The organism is Synechococcus sp. CCAP 1479/10, from assembly GCF_019038515.1.
GTDB lineage: Bacteria > Cyanobacteriota > Cyanobacteriia > PCC-6307 > Cyanobiaceae > Cyanobium.
In genome coordinates this window covers 1-16,290 of sequence record NZ_JAFKRJ010000047.1, presented here as the reverse complement: position 1 = coordinate 16,290, position 16,290 = coordinate 1, and the positions used below count along the sequence as shown (strand labels likewise).

The following is a 16,290-nucleotide window of genomic DNA, read 5'->3' as shown; positions in this document are numbered from 1 at the left end:
GTGCCCCGGCAGGCCACGGCGAAGTGAAGGGTTGCAATCAATACAAAACAGTGGAATCGGCCGACTACGCTGACGTTCTGCATTTCAGCGGTCACAGCTCTGGTGTGGATGCGTCACCTCTCCAGGGGTTCGGTGAATCAGCTCAGCATCAAATCCAAGCTGATCCTGATGCTGCTTCTGGTGAGTGGCTTTTCCACCCTCTTCTCCGCCGCCCTGGGCTATCGCAGTGGCCAGATCAATCTCACCGATCGCGTCTTCAATCAGCTCACCAGCGTTCGCGCCTCCAAGGCCTATCAGATTGAGTCCTATTTCCGAACCATCCAGAATCACACCCAGACCCTGAGTGAGGATCTGTCGATCATTGCCGCCGTCGAGCAGTTCGACGCGGCCTATCGCCAGCTCGCCACCGCACCCGAGCCTGCCGGGTCAGGGCAGGCGTTAGAGAACTACTACCGCACCCAGTTCCTGCCGCGCCTCGACAAGATCCATTCCGGCACACCGAATCTGCCCGCCTATCTCCCCAACGGGAAGGCCACGCGGCACCTCCAGTACAATTACATCGCCGCCAACCCCAATCCCGTCGGCAAGAAGCAGCAGCTCGTGGCCGCCCGCGACGGCAGCACCTACTCCCAAGTGCATGGCCGCTATCACCCGATTTTCCGCAACATCGTTGCCAGATTCGGCTACTACGACATGTTCCTGATCAACCCGCAGGGACAGATCGTCTACACCGTTTTCAAGGAAACCGATTACGCCACCAGCCTCCAGAACGGCCCCTACAAGGACAGCAACCTCGCCCAGCTGGTGCGTCAGGTGATCGCCTCCAAGGAGAAGGGCTTCACCCAGCTGGTCGATTTCGCCGCCTACGCCCCCTCCTACGGCACCCCCGCCTCCTTCATCGCCGCCCCCATCTACAACGGCTCCACCCTGGTGGGGGTCCTGGCCTTCCAGATGCCCGTCGACGAGATCAACAACGTCATGACCGGCAACCAGGCCTGGCAGAAGGACGGCCTCGGCGAGTCGGGGGAAACCATCCTGGTGGGCCAGGACACGCTGATGCGCTCCGCCTCGCGCTTCTACCTGGAGGATCCCAAGGCCTACCTGGCCCAGCTCTCCTCCCGCGGCGTCAAGGACGATGCCATCGCCCGCCTGCGCCAGTACGGCACCACGATCCTGCAGCAGCCGGTGGCGACCCCGGCCGTGACCAAGGCGATCGCCGGCGGCAGCGGCACCCAGCAGGTGATCGACTACCGAGGCGTGCCGGTGCTCAGCTCCTACGCCCCCCTGCAGATCAAGGGCTTCGACTGGGTGATCCTCGCCCAGATGGACCTGTCGGAGGCCTACGCCCCGATCCACGCCTTCCAGCATCAGATCCTGATCACCGTCACCCTGCTGATCCTGGTGGTCACCGTGCTGGCGATGGCCCTGGCCCATCTGTTCGTCAAGCCGGTGCAGCAGCTGATCGACAGCGCCCGCAAGGTCTCCTCCGGCGAACTCACCAGCATCCCGGCCCTGAATTCGGGCGATGAGTTCGGCGAGCTGGCCCAGTCCTTCAATGCCGTGGTGCAGAGCCTCCAGACCCAGACGGCCCTGGTCGATCAGAAGAACCAGGAGAACGAGAAGCTGCTCTTCAGCGTCTTCCCCGCCGCCATCGCCCGCCGTCTGCAGCGCGGCGAAACCCAGATCGCCGAGGAGGTCAGCAACGTGGCCGTCCTGTTCGCCGACCTCAAGGGATTCTCCCGGCTCGTGTCCACCCTCAGCGCCCATGAATCCCTCGCGATTCTCAACGACCTCGTGGCCTCCTTCGATGACCTGGCCGAACGCTTCGGCCTCGAGAAGGTGAAGACGATCGGCGACAGCTACCTGGCCGTGTGCGGCCTCTCGGTGCCCTATCTCGACCACGACAAACGGGCCCTCGATTTCGCCATCGAAATGCTCGGGATCCTGCGGCGCTTCAACCTGGAGCGGGGCTTCGACCTCGGCATCCAGATCGGTGTGCACTCCGGCGACATCCTCGCCGGCATCGTCGGCAAGAGCCGGGTCGTCTACGACATCTGGGGAGAAACGGTGAAAACGGCCCACCTGCTCAGCCAGGTGAGTCCTGCCGGGGCCGTGCTCGTCTCGGCGGTGGTGCATCACCGGCTCGAGGACCTCTACCAGTTCGAGCGCACCAGCGCGGCCGCCGAGGCCCAGCCCGCCCTGCAGGTCTGGCGGCTCACCAGCACCACCGCGGCGGCGGCGGGCGAGCCGGTCAGCGCCCCATGAGCACCCCCACCCCCATCTGGCTCTGGGGGATCGGCCTGGCCTTCGGCTTCCCCCTGGCCACGATCCTGCTGGGGGAAATCATCCACCGGCTCAAGCGGCGGCGGCGGGCCATCGCCGGCACCGTGCGGCTGGTGCGGGACGTGCTGGTGCCGATGCTGGCGCTGCTGGTCTTCCTGCAGCACCTGCTCCAGATGGATCCCGGCACCCGCCTGTTCCGCACGGTGGAGACGGTGTTCTGGGTGTGCGTGATCCACGCCTCCCTCTCCCTGCTCAACGTGATCCTGTTCGAGCAGGCCGAAGCCGACACCTGGCGGTCCCGGGTGCCCAAGCTGCTGATCGATCTGGCCCGCCTGTTTCTGATCCTGCTGGGCACCGCCTTCGTGCTGGCCACCGTGTGGAACGCCGATCTGGCCGGCCTGGTCACCGCCCTCGGGGTGAGCTCGATCGTCATCGGCCTGGCCCTGCAGGACACCCTCGGCAGCGTCATGTCGGGCATCGCCCTGCTGTTCGAGCGGCCGTTCACGGTGGGCGACTGGCTCGAGGTGGGCGGCGTGGTGGGCCAGGTGATCGACATCAACTGGCGCGCCGTGCGCCTGCTCACCCTGGAGCAGGAGATGGTGGTGATTCCCCACAAGCTGATCAGCAGCGAGGTGATCCGCAACTTCACCAAACCCACCCCGATCCATGCCGAGCGGATCCAGATCGGTTTCTCCTACAACGATCCCCCCAACCTGGCCCGGCAGGTGCTCAAGAGCACGGCCCTGGAAACCAAGGGGATCCTGCTGGATCCCGAGCCCGATGTGTTCACCCTCGCCTATGCGGACTCCGCCGTGACCTATGAGGTGAAGTTCTTCATCCGTGACTACGGCGAGATCGAGCAGATCCGCGAACGTTTCATGACCCGGGTGTGGTACGCGGCCAAACGCAACAATCTCTCCATCCCCTTCCCGATCCGCACCGTCTACAACTTCCACGGCCCCACGAGCCAGCAGAAGGGCCTCGCCAAGAAGTTCAGTGAAAGCCTGCAGGCCATCCCCTCCTACGTGCCGATCAACCGGGAGGACGACAGCGTCACCCCCTCCGCCTCCGGGATTTCCCTGCAGCATTTCGCCGCCGGCGAAAAGGTGATCCGCCAGGGCCAGATGGGCAACGCCCTTTACATCATCGTGGCCGGTCAGGCCCTGATGACCCGACGCGATGGGACCGGCGAGGATCGCGAACTGCTGTCCCTCAGAAGCGGCGAATTCTTCGGTGAGATGAGTCTGTTTTCCGGCGAACCCAGCGCCGTCACGATCGCGGCCAGCAACGACCTGGAGGTGATGAAGATCTCCGCCACGGTGGTCAATCAGATGATCGACCGCCAGCCCAGCTTCGCCCGCGAGATCGGCCAGATCCTGGAGAGCCGCCGCCTGGCCATCCAGGAGACGACCCAGGCCCAGACCCAGGCCCCCTTCGGCAGCCAGGAACCTGGCCTGATGTGAAGGGCGGCCCCTGCCGGAGCCAGGGGCTGCCGGCGTCAGGATTGCCGTGGTCCACCCCCGCTGCCGCCCCATGCCACCGCCCCTTGGCCGCCGTCAGCTGCTCACCCTCTCGGGCCTGGCCCTCGGGGCGGGCCTCTGGCAGGCAATCCGGCCGGCCCGATCCCTGGCCGATGACCTGGCCGCAGCCGCCGGCTTGGTGGCCCCACCCCGCGGCGGCACCCGCCTGGTGCTGATCAGCGACCTCAACGCCTCCTACGGCTCCACCACCTACATCGACGAGGTGCACCGGGGCGTGGCCCTGATCCCCTCGCTGCGCCCGGATCTGGTGATCTGCGCCGGTGACATGGTGGCGGGCCAGAAGGCGGGGCTGGGGCAGGCGCGGCTGGCCGCCATGTGGGCGGGCTTCGATCGCAGCGTTCTCAGTCCGCTGCGCCGCGCCGGCCTGCCGTTCGCGCCGGCCATGGGCAACCACGACGCCTCCGGCGCCCGCTCCGGCGGCCGCTTCCTCTTCGACGACGACCGCCGCGAGGCGGCCCGCTTCTGGCGGGCGCGCCGCGACGCCCTCGGGCTGACGTTCGTCGACAGCGGCGACTTCCCCTTCCACTACGCCATCCGCCAGAAGGACGCCTTCGTGCTGGTGTGGGACGCCTCCACCGCCCAGGTGCCGGCGGAGCAGCTGCGCTGGGCGGAGCGGGTCCTGGCGGGCCCCGCCGCCCGCTCCGCCGGCCGGCGTCTGGTGGTGGGCCACCTGCCGCTGCGGGCCGTAAGCCAGGGCCGCGACCGCCCGGGGGAGGTGCTGGCCCAGCCGGCGGCCCTGCAGCAGTTGCTGGAGCGCCACGGGGTGGAGGCCTACGTGAGCGGCCACCAGCACGCCTACTTCCCGGCCCGCCTCGGCCAGCTGGATCTGTTCCACCTCGGGGCCATGGGCAGCGGCCCCCGCCGGCTGCTGGGCCAGACCACTACCCCCTTCCAGACCCTCACCGTGCTGGATCTGGTCGGCAGCCCGCCCCGGCTGGTGGACACCAGCTTCGATCTGCGCGCCCTGCGGCCCATCGACCCCCAGCGGCTGCCCCGCGCCCTCAGCGACGCCGCCGGCCGGCAACTGCCACGGCGGCCGGGCGCCTGAGGGACGGGGCCAGCGGCGGCGGTTCTATCGTCGCCGCCATCGCAGGCCCACGTCATGAAGCTCCCGGAAGGCTGGCGGATCTACGCCCTGGTCATCGGTCTGAACGTGCTGGCCCTTTCGTTCTGGTGGCTCGACCGCGACGCGGTGCCCCACCCCTCCGCCGGCGGCATGGGCGCCTGGATCGCCTCCCGCCTGGGTTCCTGAGTTCCCTGTGATCACGATGCAAGCGAACGAACAGCGCCGCCCCCGGACCCTCCTGGCCGGCCTGGCCGGCGTTTCCGCTCTGGTGCTCCTGCCGGCGGCTCCCCAGGCCGCGGCGCTCGCCTCCACCGCGGCCGCCGCCCGGCTGGAGAACACCGCCTGGGTGGTGGAGCGGCTGGGGGAACGGCCGCCCGTGGGGAGCACCAGCCTGACGCTGCGCTTCGAGAACGGCCGGGTGGCGGGCAGCGACGGCTGCAACCGCTATGGCGCCCCCGTCAGCGTGCGGGGAACGGCCCTGCAGGTGTCGCAACGGGGCATGAGCACGAAGATGGCCTGCCCGCCGGTGGTGATGCAGCAGGCGGAGGCCTTCCAGAGCGCCCTGCGCAACAGCCGGAGCTTCCGCTTCGACGGCGGGCGCCTGCGCCTGCTCGCCGCCGATGGCCGGACCCTGCTGGTGCTGGCGCCCCAGGCGCAGCAGCTGGTGGGCAGCACCTGGCGGGTGGCGGGCTTCAACAACGGCCGCCAGGCCCTGGTGAGCCCGATCCTGGGCACGTCTCTGTCGCTGCGTGTCCTCAAGGGCGGCCAGCTGGCCGGCTCGGCGGGCTGCAACAGCTTCACCGCCCCGTTGCGGCTGGAGGGCACCCGCCTGCGCATCGGCACGCCAGTGGCGACCCGCCGGCGCTGTCCGGGCGCCGGGGTGATGGAGCAGGAGCGGCAGTTCCTGACCGCCCTGCCCACGGCCGTCACGCTGCGGCTGGAAGGCGACGCCCTCGAGCTGCGCCGCGCCGACGGGGCCATCGCCCTGAGTCTGCGCCGCATCGCGGGGCCCTGAGGAACACGTATGGATCTGCCAAGGGTGGTGTTCTTCGGACGCACCGGGGCCGACGCCCTGGCCTTCTTCAACCTCGACCTGGCCGACTGGCGCGGCCAGCGGGTGCTCGACTGCCCGGGCGGTCCCGGCTCGTTCACCGCCCTGGCCCGGGCCGCCGGGGTGGAGAGCGTGGCGGCCGACCCCCTCTACGACCTGTCGCTGGCGGAGTTGGAACAACGCTGCCGCGACGACGTCGCCTTCACCATGGAGCGCCTGGCCCGCAGTCACTCGCTGCGGCCGGAGTTCGACCTGTCCCGGTTCGAGCAAGGCAAGCTGGAGGCCCTGGAGGCGTTCCTCGCCGACCGGCGCGGCCACCCGGAGGCCTACCGGGCGGCGGCGCTGCCCAGCCTTCCCTTCGAGACGGCCAGCTTCGATCTGGTGCTCTGCGGCCACCTGCTCTTCTGCTACGCACCGATCGCCGACGGCGGGCTCAGCGAACAACCCGACTTCGACCTGGAATGGCACCGCCGCGCCCTGGCCGAACTGCTGCGGGTGAGCCGGCGGGAGGTGCGCCTCTACCCCGCCCACACGATCGAGCGGCGCCCGAAGGTCCATCCCTGGGTGGAGCCCCTGCTGGCCACGCTGCCGCCTGGCTGGCAGGGGCAGCTCGAGGACACGGCCTACGACGAAGGCTTCGAGGGTGAAACGCCGATGCTGCGGCTGCAACGCGTCGCCGCTTGATCACGAATCCAACACCTTGAACAGTGGCTATTCATACAAAAGCTGGGGAATGTAACAGCTCGTGGCTTGTTTTCGCGCCTGGCGACACACTGAAAAAAATTGCACCCGGAGTGATTCCCCATGACGTATCTGACCTGGAGGCGGGAGCTGGTGCGCTCCGCCATCGATCAGATGCTGGAGGCCACCGATCCCGACCGCGGCCCCTTCGGTGATGGGGGTGTTCTGTTCAACGCCATGATGCAGGAGCTGACCCAGAGCCTGCCGGCCCTGGAGATCGTGGCCGCTGCCGACGACATCCTCACCGCCCATCGGGGGTTCTGCGAAGGGCGCAGCTGTGAGGTGGCCCAGGCCCTCAAGGTGTGTCTCTCGATGCCCGCCGAGAAGCAGGGCCTCGAGCGTCGTCTGGTGCTGGATCGCGAACGGGTCGAGCACAACGCCCTCAGCCATGACGCCAACCTGCTGCTGGTGTGGGATGGGCGCCGCGGCAGCACCATCGAGGAGCTGAGCGCCGCCGGACTCAGTGAGCGCTTCCCCTGCCAGGGCACCGAGGCGCGCTGGAACACCGACGAGTTCGTGGCCCTGCTGGAAGCCCGTGCCCTCCAGTGCCGCCGCACCCGGGTGGCCCTGGAGATCGTGGCGGAGGATCCCGCCACCACCCCCTCGGCCGGCACCGTGGTGCTGGTGTTCCCCACCGACACGGGCACCCGCCCCTGGGTCGCGACGGTGGCCGTGGCCCTGCGCTCCGAGGAGCTGCCCGAAAGCGAACCCCCCACCCTCGACGGCTACCAGGCCATGCGGGTGCTGGCGGGGCCCAGCAGGACCTCGGCGTAACGGTCGAAGGCCTCGCCCTCACCCAGGAACAGGCGCGGGATCACCAGCTCGCACTCCAGCAGCAGCAGCTCGCCCGCCCCATCGCGGAGTCCGTCGATGCGGGCATAGGGCAGCACCCCGAAGCGCCGGCGCAGGCGCTCCTCGATCGCCTCGGCCCACCGTCGCTCCGCCGCACTGGCCTCCCGCGGGGTGTTGCAGCCCCCGAAGCGTTCGTGGGCGATCCAGCCGCCGGCCGCCACGGTCTTGGCCACCGCGTGGGAGAAACGTCCGCCGAGCATCACGGCGCTGAACTCCCCGTCCCGGCAGACCGCGGGCAGGAACGGCTGCAGACACACCTCTCCGTCCCGGGTCAGGGCGGCCAGCCAGCCATCAACCGCGCCGGCCGCCATCGCGCCGGTGACCACAGGCCGGCTGCCATCGGCTGCCGTGATCGTCAGGTGCGCTCCTTCGCGGCGCACCCGGTAGGTGTGCCACCCAAGGGAGCCGACCGCCGGCTTGAGCACCGCCTCCTGCCAACCACACGTGTCCAGGAGCTCCACCAGGGATCCGCACCAACCGCGGGGCAGCCAGCGGCTGGGGATCAGGGCCACCCCCTCCTGCGCGAGCCGGGGCAGGTAGGCGTTCTTCGCATGGCCGGCCTCGATCACCGGAAGGGGGTTCGCCAGGGGCACCCCGAGGGCTTCGAGCTGCTGCGCCAGGGCCCGGAGCCGGGGCAGGAAGTCGCCGTGACGGTGGCTGCCGCGGCAGTCGCGCACGCTGACCAGATCGAAGCGTCCCCAGTCAGGAGCAGGGGCGCCATCCTTCGCAAGCGGGGGCAGGGGCACCAGCTCGCTGGCGATGCCGCGCCGGGCTAGATGGGCGCGCAGCGCCGGCGTCTCGTCGTGGATCCGCCCCAGGTGCAGCAGGGCGATCCGCTTCAGGTGGGCAGGATCCCCCACTCGCGCTTGACCTGCACGCTGGTGATCTCCCAGGCCTCCTCGGCCGCCACCACCGGTCCGCGGGGCTCCTCGGGCGTCAGGCCGCGCCGGGCGAACTCGTTCTGCAGCAGCAGCTGGAACAGCACGCTCTGGGACACCAGCGCGCGCAGCCGATCCTCTCCGCCCACCCGGGCCATCAGCACCGGATGGCCCTCGCAGTCCCGCAGGGCCCGCAGCTGCTGCTGCAGCCACACCCGCTCGTACTGCAGCATCGCCTCGCTGCAGCGGGACAGATTCTCCCGGTAGCAGCCGGCATGGCATTGGATCGCCCCTTCGGAGAGGCCCGCCGCCGTGCCGGCGTCCCTCAGGAGCTGCATCGCATCACTCAGGAAACTCACGCGTGCTCAACGCATCCTGAGCAACCGTAGAAACGGGTGCCGCCTCCGCCCACGAACGGCCCGGTGCGGCAATGATCCGTAGCGGGGAGAAAGAAAAGCCAAAATCAGTGGCATTGGCTACATAACCACCGCGGATCCCGGTGCGGCCCTCAGAGCCACTGCTTGCGGCGGAAATAGAGGTACAGGGAGACGCCGATCACGATCATCACCCCCCACACCGAGTAGTAGCCGCCGCGCCACTCCAGCTCGGGCATCTCCTTGAAGTTCATGCCATAGACACCGGCAATGAAGGTGAGCGGGATGAAGATCGTGGAGATGATCGTCAGCACCTTCATCACCTCGTTCATCCGATGGCTGAGGATCGAGAGGTAGGTGTCATGCATGCCCCCGAGAATGTCGCGGTGGGTCTCCACCAGATCGATGATCTGGATGCAGTGGTCATAGAGGTCGCGCCAGAACACCCGGCTCTCGGCCGTCAGCAGAGAGGACTCACTCTTGACGATCATGGCCACCTCCTCCCGGATCGGCCAGACGGCCTTGCGCAGGCTGAGGATGGAGCGCTTGAGGCTATGGATCTCCTTGATGTCGCCGGGATGGGGATCCTCCAGCAGCCGATCATCCACCTCCTCGATGATGTCGCCCATCCGTTCCACGGCCAGGAAGTAATGGTCGACAACGGCGTCCAGCAGGGAGTAGGCGAGGTAGTCGGCCTTCATCCAGCGGATCCGGCCGCCGGAGGAACGGATCCGGTCACGCACCCCGTCGAAGACGTCGCCGTCATCCTCAAGGAAGGAAATCACGAAGTGATCGCCGAGGACGACGCTCACATGTTCAATGTCAATGGTCTGGGTGTCTTCGTTGAAGGCGATCATCTTCAACACCATGAAGACATAGCCCGGAAACTCCTCCACCTTGGGTCGCTGGGTGGTATTGGCGATGTCCTCCAGGGTCATCGGATGCAGGCCAAAGCACTCGCCGAGACGCTCCACCAGGGCGACGTCATGGACGCCACTGACGTTCATCCAGGTGATGCTGCCCTCCGTCACCGCTTCAGCGCAGCCGTTCACCGTGAAATCGCGATGCTCCGACCAGCCATCGGCGTCGTAATGGATGACATCGATCTGCACCTTGGCCAGCCGCTGCTCGCCCACGAACACCACGGTGCCCGGGGAGGACCCGGGCCGGATCCGGCGACTGCGGATTCCACGGCCGCCCGTGGCGCCACTGGCGCCGCGGATGCGCGGAGACGGTCGCGATGGCCTGGTCTTCATCGCCGGGCCCGGAGGCATCGATGTGGCACGGAGCCTATCGGCATCCCACGGTCAGAGGAAGTCGGGCCGCGTCAGAGGAAGTCGGGCCGCAATTGCTGGCTGAGCACCAGCGACTGCTCCAGTCCGCCCCAGTCCTCCTGCCGCACCATCGCTTCGAGGCCGGCCAGGGAGCGCCGGTAGTGCCCCAGGGCCTCCAGCAGCGCCTCCCGATTGGAACGGGCCATCAGCATGCCCAGCTCCGGGTTGCCGCCGCCGACGCGGGTCGTGTCGGCGAAGCCGCTGGAGGCCAGGGCCCGTACCAGGCCGGCCCCGACCTCCGGGGTGGCGCAGGCCGCATCGCCCCCGGCGTCGGCCGCCTGCAGCAAGGCCGCCCCCACCAGCACCGGCAGGTGGGAGATGAGGGCCACGGCCCGGTCGTGGGCCTCGGCGTCGCAGCACAGCCAGCGGGCCCCGAGGGCCTCCGCCAGCTCCCGCACCGCCGCCAGCGCCGCCGGGTCGGTGTCCGGCTCCGGGGTCGCCACCCAGGGCCGTCCCTGGAACAGCCCCCTCTCCCCCGCCTCCACCCCGGCCCGGGCCGTGCCCGCCATCGGATGGGAGGCCACGAAGCGGGACGCCGCCGGGCCGCCGCCGCTCGCCGCCAGCAGCTGGCGCCAGCGGCGCAGCACCGGCCCCTTCACCGAGCCCACATCCGTGATCACCGCCGCGGCCGGCAGGGCCGCCAGCAGGGCGGGATCCGGCTCCAGCAGCCGGTCGAGGGGCAGGGCCAGCAGCACCAGCCCGCAGCCCGCCAGCACCGCCGGATCGGTGCTCACCACGCTGGCCAGCCCCCGCTCCCTGGCCCGCATGGCGGTGGAAGGCCGGTGCACCAGGGCCCGCACCTGGGCCCCGGCCGCCATCAGATCGAGCCCCAGGGAGCCGCCGATCAGCCCCAGGCCCACCACCCCCACCGGTTCGCGCTGCCAGAGGGGTGTCATCGTCGCTGCGGATCGGCTGGAGCCAGCTTCCTACGATCCGGCGATGTTGGAAGCCCGCGCCCACCAGCACCTCAAGGCTCTCCTGCAGCGAGAGGGGGTGGAACGCTGGCCCCATCACCTCACCCTCAGCCGCCTGGTGGCCCGCAGCCTGCGCCGGGCCGACCACACCCTGGTACGGCTGGCCCCCGGCACCGCCCCCAGCTGGTGGATCAGCCTGCTGGTGCCCCTGGCCCTCAGCGAGGTCCCCCTGGCCCTGGTGGTCACCCCGTCCCTGCGCCAGCGGCTGCTGCGGGTGGAGTGGCCCCGGCTGCGCAGCGTGGGCCTGGAGCTGGCCTGCTGGGAAGGGCCCGGGGCCCCCGCCGGCACCCCGTTATGGCTGCTCGACCACCGCGAGCTGGTGACGGCCTGGCGCCAGGGCGAACTGGGGGAACGGCAACTGGTGATCCCCGAGGCCGAGACCCTGGAGGCGGCCCTGCGCGAGGCCCTGGAGGTGGAGCTGGAGCCCCGCCACTGGGACCAGCTGCGCCGCGTCCAGCCCAGCGCCGAAGGCTGCCTGCTGGCCCTGCACGAACGGCTCAGCCGCCGGGTGCTCGCCCATCCCCGCTCCCCCCACCGGCTGGTGGCCCTGGCCGACGATGACGAAGCCCCCCTGCGCCACCTGCTGCGGCTGCTGGAGCCCCTCCCCGAGCCCTGGCCCCGCTGGCTGAGCGCCGGGGCGGGCTGGAGCAGCTGGGCCCGGGTGGATCCGTCGTTGTTGCAGTGGAACCTGCTGCGGCAACCCCTCGAACCCCTGAACGAACTGGCCGGCCTGCTGGTGGGGCGGGGGGCGGTGCTGATCGGGGAGCTGGCCACCGGCCGGGCGGCGGAGGGCCAGCCCGCCTCCGGTGCCGCCCTAGGGCTAAAGCCCGCGGTGGTGCTGGACCTGGCCGATCCCCCCCTCTCCGACCCCCTGCCCCTCTACGCCCCCCTGCGCCAGCCCCTGCCCAACAGTCCCCAGTACGCCGAGCACCTGCTGGAGCAGGGCCGGCGGCTGGTCCTGGGCCAGGGCGGCCTGTCGGTGGTGCTGATCGACGATCCGGCCCTTTGCCTGGGCCTGGCCAGCGGCCTGGCCGCCGAGTTCGGCAGCCGCGTTTGCCACCAGAACCTGGCCCCGGAGAGCAACGGGGTGGTGTGCTGCAGCTGGGACTGGTGGCTGGAGAACCAGCCGCGCCTGCCCCTGCCCTGCCAGGTGGTGGTGGGCCTGCTGCCGATCGCCAGCCTGGAGGATCCGCTCACGGCGGCCCGGGTGGGGGTGCTGCGCCAGCAGGGCCGTGACTGGTTCCGGGAACTGCTGCTGCCCGAAGCCCTCAACCGGCTGCAGCGGGGCGTGGCGGGACTGCGCCGCAGCGGCGGCCGGCTGGCGGTGCTGGACGGCCGCCTGCGGGGCCGCAGCTGGGGGCGGCTGGTGTTCACCGCCCTGGAGCCCTGGGTGGCCCTGAACCGGTTGCGGCCCGACTCCTAGCCTGCTGCCAGTTGCCACCGAACGCCTGATGGGGGAAGCCAAACGCCGGGCCGAGCAGGGTCTGCCGCCCCGCGACAAGCCACGCGCCAGCAAAACCAAGACCGTCGACACGTCCCCCCGGATCGTCGACTGGCTGCCCCTGACCCGCGACCAGGCCTCCCGCTTCGTGGCGATCACCACCAAGGGGGCCTGGATCGGCATCGGCGCCCTGGCCCTGTTCTGGGTCACCGTGCGCTTCATCGGCCCGGCGGCGGGCTGGTGGACCCTGGCCGACGGCTGAGCAGGGACACCGGGGGGCTTACTGGGTGCGGGTCTCCTGGGTGCGGGTCTCCCCATCAGCGCCGCAGCGCCTGGCGAGAATCGGAAGAAATCCTTATGATCTGCGGATCGTGATGGGAACGACCCATGTTTCTCCGTCTGGCCGAGCAGTACCGCTCGGCCGTTGAGGATCTGATCCTGAGCCTCCAGGCCCTGGCAGTGTCCCTGCGGAAACAGGGCCATGTAGCCACCTGCTACACCTGCGGCGACGGCCGCGACGGCCATGGCGCCTCCTTCGTCGCCGACCTGGGTGACAACCACATGGTGCGGCTGCTGGTGTCCGATTTCGGCATCAGCTGGGTGGAGTCCCGCAACGGCCAGGAGCTGGTGAAGCTCGAGGGCGCCGACGCGATCCAGGAACTGCAGCGGGTGGTGCTGGTGCTGCAGCCCACGGCCGAGCCGGCCGCGGCGAGCACCAGGGCTTCCGGAGCGGCTCTGCCGGCCCAGCCCTGAGCCAGGCGCCCCGGGGGCCTGGTTCAGGGGCCCCCGGGATCAGCCCGCGGCCGGCAGCTCCTCCAGCTCGGCGGCCTCGGCACCGGCCGCAGGTTTGGCGGCCGCCAGTTTGGCCGCCGCCGCCAGGGGCTTCATCGAGTTGGCGGTGACCTCGGAACCCTCGGTGAGCTTCTGGCGGGTGAGCGTCTCGATCACCTCCTTCGGCCCGGGGTTCTGCTCCAGCCAGGCGATCGTGTTGTCGCGGCCCTGACCGATGTTGTCCCCCTCATAGCTGTACCAGGCGCCCTTGCGGGTGACCACGCCCGTTTCCTCGGCCAGATCGAGCAGGCAGCCCAGGGTGCTGATGCCGCGGCCGAAGAGGATGTCGAACTCGGCGATGCGGAAGGGGGGCGCCACCTTATTCTTGGCCACCTTCACCTTGGCCCGGATGCCGTACTCCTCGGTGCCGCGCTTGAGGGTCTGGATGCGGCGGATGTCGAGGCGCACCGAGGCATAGAACTTGAGGGCGTTACCACCGGTGGTGGTTTCCGGGTTGCCGTAGGTGACGCCGATCTTCTGGCGCAGCTGGTTGAGGAAGATCACCGTGCAGCCGGACTTGCCGATGTTGCCGGTGATCTTGCGCATGGCCTGGCTCATCAGCCGGGCCTGGCTGCCCACCGCCAGGTCGCCCATCTCCCCTTCGATCTCGGCCCGGGGCGTCAGGGCCGCCACCGAGTCGACGACGACGATGTCGACGGCGGCCGAGCGCACCAGCTGGTCAACGATCTCCAGGGCCATCTCGCCGGTATCCGGCTGGGAGACCAGCAGGTTTTCGATGTCGACCCCGAGGGCGGCGGCATAGACCGGATCGAGGGCATGCTCCGCATCCACGAAGGCCGCCACGCCGCCGCGCTTCTGCACCTCGGCGATGGCATGGAGGGTGAGGGTGGTCTTGCCGGAGCTCTCGGGTCCGTAGACCTCCACCACCCGGCCCTTGGGATAGCCGCCCCCGAGGGCCAGATCGAGGGTGAGGGCCCCGGTGGGGACCGTTTCCACCCGCATGCGGGAGGCATCCCCCAGCCGCATGATCGAGCCCTTGCCGAAGTTGCGCTCGATCTGGGTGAGCACCAGACCCAGGGCCTTGTCGCGCTCCGCGGCGGCCCGGGGATCGCCGCTGGGGGCGGCGGCGGACACGTAGGAGGTGGAGGGGGAGGAGGAAGACGCTGCGGCGGCGGCCGTGGCCCTGGAATCGGCAGGCATGGTGGGGGTAGGTGATGGAACGGGCCGCAGCCGGCAGGAGCCGTGCAGGCGCGGGGTGGGGGATGGGAAAGGGGGCCGGAACCGGGCGCCATCCTGCGACCTCTGGAGAACCAGTGCCACCCGGAGCGGCCGGCGTATCAATCCCGTGTAGTACGGGCGTACTCTAGCGGTTCATGGCCAGAGCGCCAGGGGGGCCTCGAAACCGACGGGCTCCAGCCAGCGGATGCCCAGGGGAGCCAGCCCCTCCCCGTCCCCGGGGCCTAGGTACCCCCACGACACCAGATAGCAGCGCACCGCCTCCAGCCCGGGGGTGCGCCGCACCAGCTCCAGGGTGGGGCGGCGGTCCTCGACGAACCACAGGGGACGCTCAGCGGGGTCATGCCCGGCCAGCAGCTGCGCCAGCACCGACGGCTTGCTGCCCTGTTCGTGGCCGTACAGGGCCAGGGGCGTGAGGCCGGCGGCGGCCAGCAGGCGGGCCGCGAAGGCCCCGCCCTTGGTGGTGAGCACCGCCCAGTCGGCCCCCTCCGCCGCCAGGCGGCGCAGGCGCGCCTCGACGCCTGGGTAGAAGCGGTGCAGGGCCAGCCAGGTGTCGGGGTCGGCGGCGATGGCCTCGGCCCGCAGCCCCTCGAGGGCCTGCTGCAGCTGGTCGGTGGTCCAGCCCCAGCGCCGCAGGGCCGCCCCGAGGAAGGTGTCGTAATCGGCCAGGGCGGCGTCGAGATCGACGTCGGACCGTCCCAGCTCGGCGGCCATCAGCACCATCTCCCAGCCCTTGTGGATCAGGGGCCGCAACAGGGCGAACCCCGGCGGCGCCTGCGCCGGCAGGTGCCAGGCGGCGGGGGCGGCGTCCCCGGCGACGCGCTCACCGGCGTCCCCGGCGACCAGGGCCAGGGCCGCCCGCCGGGCCGACCACCAGTACTCGGCCATGCCGTCCACCAGCACGCCATCGAAATCGAACACCAGCAACGGGCGTTCAGGCACCGGTTGGAAGGAGAGAAAAAACTGGGCCGCTAGGATTCGAACCTAGGAATGTCGGGACCAAAACCCGATGCCTTACCGCTTGGCGACGGCCCAATCAAGCCCATGGGATGGGACAGGCGTCGGTCCGAAACCGGCGCCTTGCTAGTTACCCACAGCGGCTGGTCCTTCGTCAACTCGCCGGCGTCCACCCCGGCGGCAGGCCCCTTCAGGCGGGAAAGACCCGCAGCCGCTGCTGCAGGCCGCGCCCGAACACGGCACTGCGCAGCCGGTAGTGGTGCACCAGCTCGGCTTGCAGGGCCCGCACCGCCTCGCTGCGGGGCAGCAGCTCCACCGGCCGGCCCTCGGGCAGCACCACCTGCTCCACCGCCAGCCGGCATTCCTCCAGGGCCCCATGGGCGTCGTCGAGGCGGGCAGGAGCGGCCGGTTCCTCCCCGTCCGTCCCGCCTCCCCCCCGGCGCCGCTCCAGCAGGCGCTCCATGGCCCGCTGCAGCTGGTGGGGGGTGTCGGATTTGATCACCAGGATCGGCAGGCCGAGGTCGCGGGCCTGGCGGCGCAGCTCCGGGTCGCGCCCCAGCTGGCCGCGCACGCTCAGCACCGCATCCGCCTGCTCCGGGCCCTCCACCACCTGGACCGGCAGCTGGCGGCGGCGCACGGCCTCCTCCAGCTGCTGGGCCGCCAGCCCCACCCCGTAGACCCGCAGGGCGGGCAGCGCCGGGGCGGCGGTGGCAGCGGCCGGCCGGGGGGCCGCCGGATCGGGCAGGGGCACCACCGCCAGGGGGGCGGGG

General features: G+C 70.2%; 16 protein-coding genes, 1 tRNA gene and 1 pseudogene. 10 read left to right on the top strand and 8 right to left on the bottom strand.

Features of this window, described 5'->3' with window-relative positions:
- The first annotated feature begins 108 nt into the window (after window positions 1–108).
- The 7 genes from KUG39_RS15285 to KUG39_RS15255 all read left to right on the top strand — a co-directional run bounded on the left by KUG39_RS15285 (window position 109) and on the right by KUG39_RS15255 (window position 7,456).
- Complete coding sequence (locus tag KUG39_RS15285) at window positions 109–2,265, top strand: adenylate/guanylate cyclase domain-containing protein (protein WP_216916261.1); 2,157 nt, start codon at window positions 109–111, stop codon at window positions 2,263–2,265.
- Window positions 2,262–3,746, top strand: coding sequence for a mechanosensitive ion channel family protein (locus KUG39_RS15280; RefSeq protein ID WP_216916258.1), 1,485 nt, complete (start codon window positions 2,262–2,264; stop codon window positions 3,744–3,746). Before KUG39_RS15285 ends, KUG39_RS15280 begins: the two co-directional genes overlap by 4 nt.
- A gap of 70 nt (window positions 3,747–3,816) precedes the next feature.
- Window positions 3,817–4,872 (top strand): metallophosphoesterase family protein, encoded by a 1,056-nt coding sequence (locus tag KUG39_RS15275; RefSeq protein ID WP_216916255.1) that lies wholly within the window; start codon window positions 3,817–3,819, stop codon window positions 4,870–4,872.
- Between the two features lie 54 nt (window positions 4,873–4,926).
- The gene (locus tag KUG39_RS15270) at window positions 4,927–5,076 is read left to right on the top strand and encodes a hypothetical protein (protein WP_158219505.1); all 150 of its coding nucleotides are present in this window, start codon (window positions 4,927–4,929) and stop codon (window positions 5,074–5,076) included.
- Between the two features lie 16 nt (window positions 5,077–5,092).
- Window positions 5,093–5,905 (top strand): META domain-containing protein, encoded by an 813-nt coding sequence (locus tag KUG39_RS15265; RefSeq protein ID WP_216916252.1) that lies wholly within the window; start codon window positions 5,093–5,095, stop codon window positions 5,903–5,905.
- 9 nt (window positions 5,906–5,914) lie between these two features.
- Window positions 5,915–6,625, top strand: a complete 711-nt coding sequence (locus KUG39_RS15260) for a class I SAM-dependent methyltransferase (RefSeq protein WP_216916249.1) — start codon at window positions 5,915–5,917, stop codon at window positions 6,623–6,625.
- 120 nt (window positions 6,626–6,745) lie between these two features.
- Window positions 6,746–7,456 (top strand): hypothetical protein, encoded by a 711-nt coding sequence (locus KUG39_RS15255; RefSeq protein ID WP_190611519.1) that lies wholly within the window; start codon window positions 6,746–6,748, stop codon window positions 7,454–7,456.
- On the opposite strand, the gene KUG39_RS15250 is transcribed toward KUG39_RS15255, so the two are convergent.
- From KUG39_RS15250 to KUG39_RS15235, 4 genes are all read right to left on the bottom strand, one after another.
- Entirely contained in the window at window positions 7,408–8,394 is a 987-nt protein-coding gene (locus tag KUG39_RS15250) for an ATP-grasp domain-containing protein (protein WP_216916246.1), read from the bottom strand. The genes KUG39_RS15255 and KUG39_RS15250 overlap by 49 nt on opposite strands.
- Entirely contained in the window at window positions 8,373–8,750 is a 378-nt protein-coding gene (locus tag KUG39_RS15245) for a hypothetical protein (RefSeq protein ID WP_094584915.1), read from the bottom strand. The genes KUG39_RS15250 and KUG39_RS15245 overlap by 22 nt, the downstream gene beginning before the upstream one ends.
- Window positions 8,751–8,920: 170 nt before the next feature.
- Window positions 8,921–10,042 (bottom strand): magnesium/cobalt transporter CorA, encoded by a 1,122-nt coding sequence (gene corA / locus KUG39_RS15240; RefSeq protein ID WP_216916243.1) that lies wholly within the window; start codon window positions 10,040–10,042, stop codon window positions 8,921–8,923.
- A gap of 71 nt (window positions 10,043–10,113) precedes the next feature.
- Window positions 10,114–11,016, bottom strand: a complete 903-nt coding sequence (locus KUG39_RS15235) for a prephenate/arogenate dehydrogenase (protein ID WP_216916240.1) — start codon at window positions 11,014–11,016, stop codon at window positions 10,114–10,116.
- A gap of 43 nt (window positions 11,017–11,059) precedes the next feature.
- Here KUG39_RS15235 and KUG39_RS15230 point away from each other — a divergent pair, with 43 nt between their 5' ends.
- The 3 genes from KUG39_RS15230 to KUG39_RS15220 all read left to right on the top strand — a co-directional run bounded on the left by KUG39_RS15230 (window position 11,060) and on the right by KUG39_RS15220 (window position 13,288).
- Window positions 11,060–12,517 carry a helicase gene (locus KUG39_RS15230; protein ID WP_190611514.1) on the top strand — a complete coding sequence of 486 codons (1,458 nt, stop codon included), beginning with the start codon at window positions 11,060–11,062 and terminating at the stop codon, window positions 12,515–12,517.
- A 28-nt stretch (window positions 12,518–12,545) separates the two neighbouring features.
- Complete coding sequence (locus KUG39_RS15225; RefSeq protein ID WP_216916237.1) at window positions 12,546–12,797, top strand: DUF2839 domain-containing protein; 252 nt, start codon at window positions 12,546–12,548, stop codon at window positions 12,795–12,797.
- A gap of 125 nt (window positions 12,798–12,922) precedes the next feature.
- Window positions 12,923–13,288 (top strand): DUF1815 family protein, encoded by a 366-nt coding sequence (locus KUG39_RS15220; RefSeq protein ID WP_190611513.1) that lies wholly within the window; start codon window positions 12,923–12,925, stop codon window positions 13,286–13,288.
- Window positions 13,289–13,327: 39 nt separating this feature from the next.
- Here KUG39_RS15220 and recA read toward each other — a convergent pair whose 3' ends face one another.
- From recA to KUG39_RS15200, 4 genes and pseudogenes are all read right to left on the bottom strand, one after another.
- Window positions 13,328–14,527 (bottom strand): recombinase RecA, encoded by a 1,200-nt coding sequence (gene recA / locus KUG39_RS15215; protein WP_286193240.1) that lies wholly within the window; start codon window positions 14,525–14,527, stop codon window positions 13,328–13,330.
- Window positions 14,528–14,698: 171 nt separating this feature from the next.
- A complete protein-coding gene (locus tag KUG39_RS15210; RefSeq protein ID WP_286194020.1) occupies window positions 14,699–15,490 on the bottom strand; it encodes an HAD family hydrolase in 792 nt (263 codons plus the stop codon).
- 36 nt (window positions 15,491–15,526) lie between these two features.
- A tRNA-Gln gene (locus KUG39_RS15205) sits at window positions 15,527–15,598 on the bottom strand.
- A 112-nt stretch (window positions 15,599–15,710) separates the two neighbouring features.
- Window positions 15,711–16,290, bottom strand: a pseudogene (locus KUG39_RS15200) (AAA family ATPase); the annotation flags it as partial.

Coding starts and splice junctions, on each gene's coding strand:
- KUG39_RS15220 (WP_190611513.1), top strand. CDS start 12,923: ATGTTTCTCCGTCTGGCCGAGCAGTACCGCTCGGCCGTTGAGGATCTG.
- KUG39_RS15225 (WP_216916237.1), top strand. CDS start 12,546: ATGGGGGAAGCCAAACGCCGGGCCGAGCAGGGTCTGCCGCCCCGCGAC.
- KUG39_RS15285 (WP_216916261.1), top strand. CDS start 109: ATGCGTCACCTCTCCAGGGGTTCGGTGAATCAGCTCAGCATCAAATCC.
- KUG39_RS15230 (WP_190611514.1), top strand. CDS start 11,060: ATGTTGGAAGCCCGCGCCCACCAGCACCTCAAGGCTCTCCTGCAGCGA.
- corA (WP_216916243.1), bottom strand. CDS start 10,042: ATGAAGACCAGGCCATCGCGACCGTCTCCGCGCATCCGCGGCGCCAGT.
- KUG39_RS15235 (WP_216916240.1), bottom strand. CDS start 11,016: ATGACACCCCTCTGGCAGCGCGAACCGGTGGGGGTGGTGGGCCTGGGG.
- KUG39_RS15275 (WP_216916255.1), top strand. CDS start 3,817: ATGCCACCGCCCCTTGGCCGCCGTCAGCTGCTCACCCTCTCGGGCCTG.
- KUG39_RS15245 (WP_094584915.1), bottom strand. CDS start 8,750: ATGCAGCTCCTGAGGGACGCCGGCACGGCGGCGGGCCTCTCCGAAGGG.
- KUG39_RS15265 (WP_216916252.1), top strand. CDS start 5,093: ATGCAAGCGAACGAACAGCGCCGCCCCCGGACCCTCCTGGCCGGCCTG.
- recA (WP_286193240.1), bottom strand. CDS start 14,527: ATGCCTGCCGATTCCAGGGCCACGGCCGCCGCCGCAGCGTCTTCCTCC.
- KUG39_RS15255 (WP_190611519.1), top strand. CDS start 6,746: ATGACGTATCTGACCTGGAGGCGGGAGCTGGTGCGCTCCGCCATCGAT.
- KUG39_RS15260 (WP_216916249.1), top strand. CDS start 5,915: ATGGATCTGCCAAGGGTGGTGTTCTTCGGACGCACCGGGGCCGACGCC.
- KUG39_RS15280 (WP_216916258.1), top strand. CDS start 2,262: ATGAGCACCCCCACCCCCATCTGGCTCTGGGGGATCGGCCTGGCCTTC.
- KUG39_RS15270 (WP_158219505.1), top strand. CDS start 4,927: ATGAAGCTCCCGGAAGGCTGGCGGATCTACGCCCTGGTCATCGGTCTG.